Genomic DNA, 3,515 nt, shown 5'->3' on the forward strand with positions numbered 1-3,515 from the left:
AAATTACAACCTCCAAACCGGAGAAGTCAAAGACTCCTATCTCCGATACGTGGTTTATATCCCTTGGGCTACCGAAGCAAGCACCGGCCTGCCCCTAAAACCATCAGGTCCCGCCATGCCCTGGATCATGGATCCCGGCACTCACAGGGCACATATTATGATCAATCCGCCGAGGGATTAGAAAGTAGACAAAAGACACAAGACACAAGATACAAGATACAAGACTGTTTCGAGTATAGGTATTTTGGATTGGTGAAGTCAGATTTTGGAAGCTATAAATATTTATCCAATATGGCTTTTATATTTCCTGAAGGCCTTTCTGCCGATGAATCAATAATTCTTCCTTCCTTATCCAAGAGAAAAAATCTAGGGATGGAATAGACCATAAAATGTCGGGTTATGTCTGATTTCCATGCATTCTCTGTCAGCCATTGCAATCCTTCCATATTTTTATCCTCCACCATTTTTATCCAAGACTCTTTATTATCATCTATGGAAATGGTGAGGAAAGATATCGGCTTACCTTCATACTCCTCTTTCAGTTTGTCCCAATGGGGATGCTCAGCAATACATGGCTTACACCATGTTGCCCAGATATCAATATAAACCAAAGTGCCTCTTAAATCACTTAGCTTGACATCATCACTGGCAACATTCACAAAAGAAAAATCAGGAACTTCTTCACCCGGCATAATCGGTGCCCATTTGTCCATTGCCTTTATCAGCTTATCTTCCAATTTAGGGCTTTGATTCTCAGCCATGAATTTATCAATGGAGGGCTTTGTATGAACAGGTCCTTGATAATCCAATTTGGATTTGACATGCGAATAGTGGAAATAGTCTTTGACATTTTGATTTTTCAATAAATTCTCCATAGCCAGAAACGTTGCTTTTTCATGGCTATCCGGAACATCTTTGAGTGAAGTGTCCTGACTGATAATTTCACTTGTTTTTTCATCGATAATGAAATCAATGATCGAAGTATAAGACCTAGCATTCAATAAATCCGCCCTTCCCAAATCAATTTGGGTCAATTTGGCTTTGGTTTCTTCGTTGGGAAAGTCCACTTCCTCTACTTTGATATCATTAATATAGGCCTGATAATTCGGGTATTGAATGTCAAACATCAATGGTTCAAATTCAAAATAGGCTTCTTCTATTTTTAAAAAATCCGGATCAACCTCTTCCTCTTTAACTAACCTTTCAAAACGGTCTTTTTGTTTGCTGAAAAATTTATCCTTTCCTTCAAAATAGCTGGCCTTATCCTGTTCCAACAAGCCCATCATATTGCTATCATAATAGAAATTGCTTTTTTCAAAAAGGTAGGTGTTTTCCAACACTTTATCTCCTGAAAGTTTGAAGGTATTTTTAAAGTCCTTGGCATCGGTTGTCAGATGTATGCTATCATCGGGGCTTAGGAACAAAGAGAAGAAAATTCTATCCGACCTGAAAGCATATGTTTTGGGATCATCGGAATCAAATTGGATTAAAAAACTTCCATCTTCATGAATGCTAAACGAAGACATTTCATCACCGATAAAAACTTCAATTTCATCGACTTCCGAATTTTCCAGTTGCCCTGCAACGGTTATTCGTGCGTTGGAATACTCTTTTTGATTGCAGCTAAAAACTAAAAACAATAAAGCGACATATAAAATTGACAAGTATTTCATTTAGTTTAATATTAGTCCGGAAACAAATCTTCTAAAAAATTAGTGAATATTTTAGACTTAGTACTGTTTCTTAATGAACTTTAACAAAAAATCCAATTGGTCATTTTAATAAACCTTGAGAATAGAAATCTTTAGAATCCGCCTTTAGTATTCTTTTGTCGCTTTGGAGTTTTTGTTGCTTTTTGATATAACCTTATAACTGCAGAGAAGATAGACTGGAGTGCATTATAACCTAGTTATCTTAGGGTTGATGGATAGTTTATAATTATCAGTTTATCTACCTTCTCAAATTCCTGTTCAACTCCTCTACCAATTCAAAAACCTTCGTAACCGGATTTTGCTGGTGATAGGGTAATTCCTTTTTATTCTCAAAAAGGTTTTTTGCCCGCTCTATTGCCTTTTCTTGGGAAGAGTCTTCTAATTGATTCAATAAGGAATAGACACTTTGGCAAAATCCGTATCGTTTCCCCTCTTTTTCATAATTCAGTCCAAACTTCTTCCCCAACTCTTCATAATAGAAATTCCTAAGATGCTCTGCGTCTGTATATTCGAAATGGAGATAAAACCACAACTCAAACGCATCATTGGAATAGGTCACTTTGTATCCTAGGCCTTCTGCTTTAACAATGGCATTATCATAATCGCTGAATTCATACGACCCTCTCTTGACATCCATGTCAAAAACACACCATACTTCATCATACTCCACGTCAGAAAAAGAAAGTATTTCCTCAGTGGATTCAACCATTTTCAGTTTAGCTTGCCCATCAAGATTTCTCGCGTCTACTCTAAGTCCTAAGACAGGAAATGCCTCAAAATACAATTTCTCTGTTTGTCCTTCACAGACAATCAGTATGATTTTGTTCATTGGAATAGATTCTATCTACCCTATATGCTGTAGGTTTAGATTTTCTATTCCAGGGCTTTCTTTCATCAGTGACTTTGGTAGCTTTTGTCTTCTTGGGCATAGTCAAAATCACTTAAGTTTGTAAAGTCACCTAAAAACGGGATGGCGCCATATTTCCCTTGGATGTAGTCTTTTTCAAAAGAAGCATCATTCCTGACTCCTTTGATTTCTACTAATGTGTACAAATGGCTTGCGCCATACCTGTCTTTTTCCACAAAATCAATTTGATCCCTTCTCAAAAGATCCGCAGAAAGTAAATTAGTGTCGTGTGTAATAAAAATCAGTTGGGATTTCTTATTGCCTTCAGAGTTAAATAATTCCACAATCTTCTTGGTGAGTAAGGGATGAAATCTGGCGTCAAATTCGTCAATAACTAATGGGGTTCCCTGTTTAAGTGCAGTATAGATAAATGGACTCAATTCAAACATCTTCTGGGTCCCCTCAGATTCTTGAAAGCCAAACGATAAATGACGCTTTGCAGTAACCTCCTGATTATGATCAAATTTTGTTCTGCTGGAAACAATCATCTTCTTGTTTTTCAAGTCTTGTTTTGCATCATCACTGAGATCTTCTGGCAAATCCACACTATTCATATCCATAGCATATACATCTTCAATTCCTAAATCACCTTTTTTTAGAAATTCCAAAATGAATTTCTTCTTCTCCAAATCATTCAAGGAATCTCCAGCATAGCTATACATTCCCTGATGACCTAATCCACTGATAATGGAAATAGATGAAATCGCCTCAATAATTCGCTTGGATACTTTGCCAAATCCGAATGAAGCCAAGGAGGTTAAGAACAAAGAATTACTTCTAAAAATCTGTTCACCGCCATCGCCACCAGCCAAATCAATTGATTTTTGGCCTTCCGGAAAATGGGTTAGATTGATTTCAATAAGTTTATTTTCATCCCTAATAAACAAGGGTTGCTC

At 36.9% G+C, this 3,515-nt stretch carries 3 protein-coding genes and 1 pseudogene; 1 reads left to right on the plus strand and 3 read right to left on the minus strand.

The features are described from left to right. Positions 1-181: pseudogene (locus ACEW8U_RS06750) on the plus strand (hypothetical protein); the annotation flags it as partial. Positions 182-272: 91 nt separating this feature from the next. Here ACEW8U_RS06750 and ACEW8U_RS06755 read toward each other — a convergent pair. The 3 genes from ACEW8U_RS06755 to ACEW8U_RS06765 all read right to left on the minus strand — a co-directional run. Beyond that, positions 273-1,673 (minus strand): TlpA family protein disulfide reductase, encoded by a 1,401-nt coding sequence (locus ACEW8U_RS06755; protein ID WP_373521277.1) that lies wholly within the window; start codon positions 1,671-1,673, stop codon positions 273-275. Positions 1,674-1,950: 277 nt separating this feature from the next. Then, positions 1,951-2,541, minus strand: coding sequence for an RloB family protein (locus ACEW8U_RS06760; RefSeq protein ID WP_373521278.1), 591 nt, complete (start codon positions 2,539-2,541; stop codon positions 1,951-1,953). Positions 2,542-2,606: 65 nt separating this feature from the next. Beyond that, positions 2,607-3,515: ATP/GTP-binding protein (locus tag ACEW8U_RS06765; RefSeq protein WP_373521279.1), on the minus strand; the 909-nt coding region annotated here is incomplete at its 5' end.

It is taken from the genome of Aquiflexum sp., assembly GCF_041751335.1.
Lineage (GTDB): Bacteria > Bacteroidota > Bacteroidia > Cytophagales > Cyclobacteriaceae > Aquiflexum.

Bases quoted from the DNA above. Each gene is read 5' to 3' on its own strand.
- ACEW8U_RS06755 (WP_373521277.1), bottom strand. From the start codon at position 1,673: ATGAAATACTTGTCAATTTTATATGTCGCTTTATTGTTTTTAGTTTTT.
- ACEW8U_RS06760 (WP_373521278.1), bottom strand. From the start codon at position 2,541: ATGAACAAAATCATACTGATTGTCTGTGAAGGACAAACAGAGAAATTG.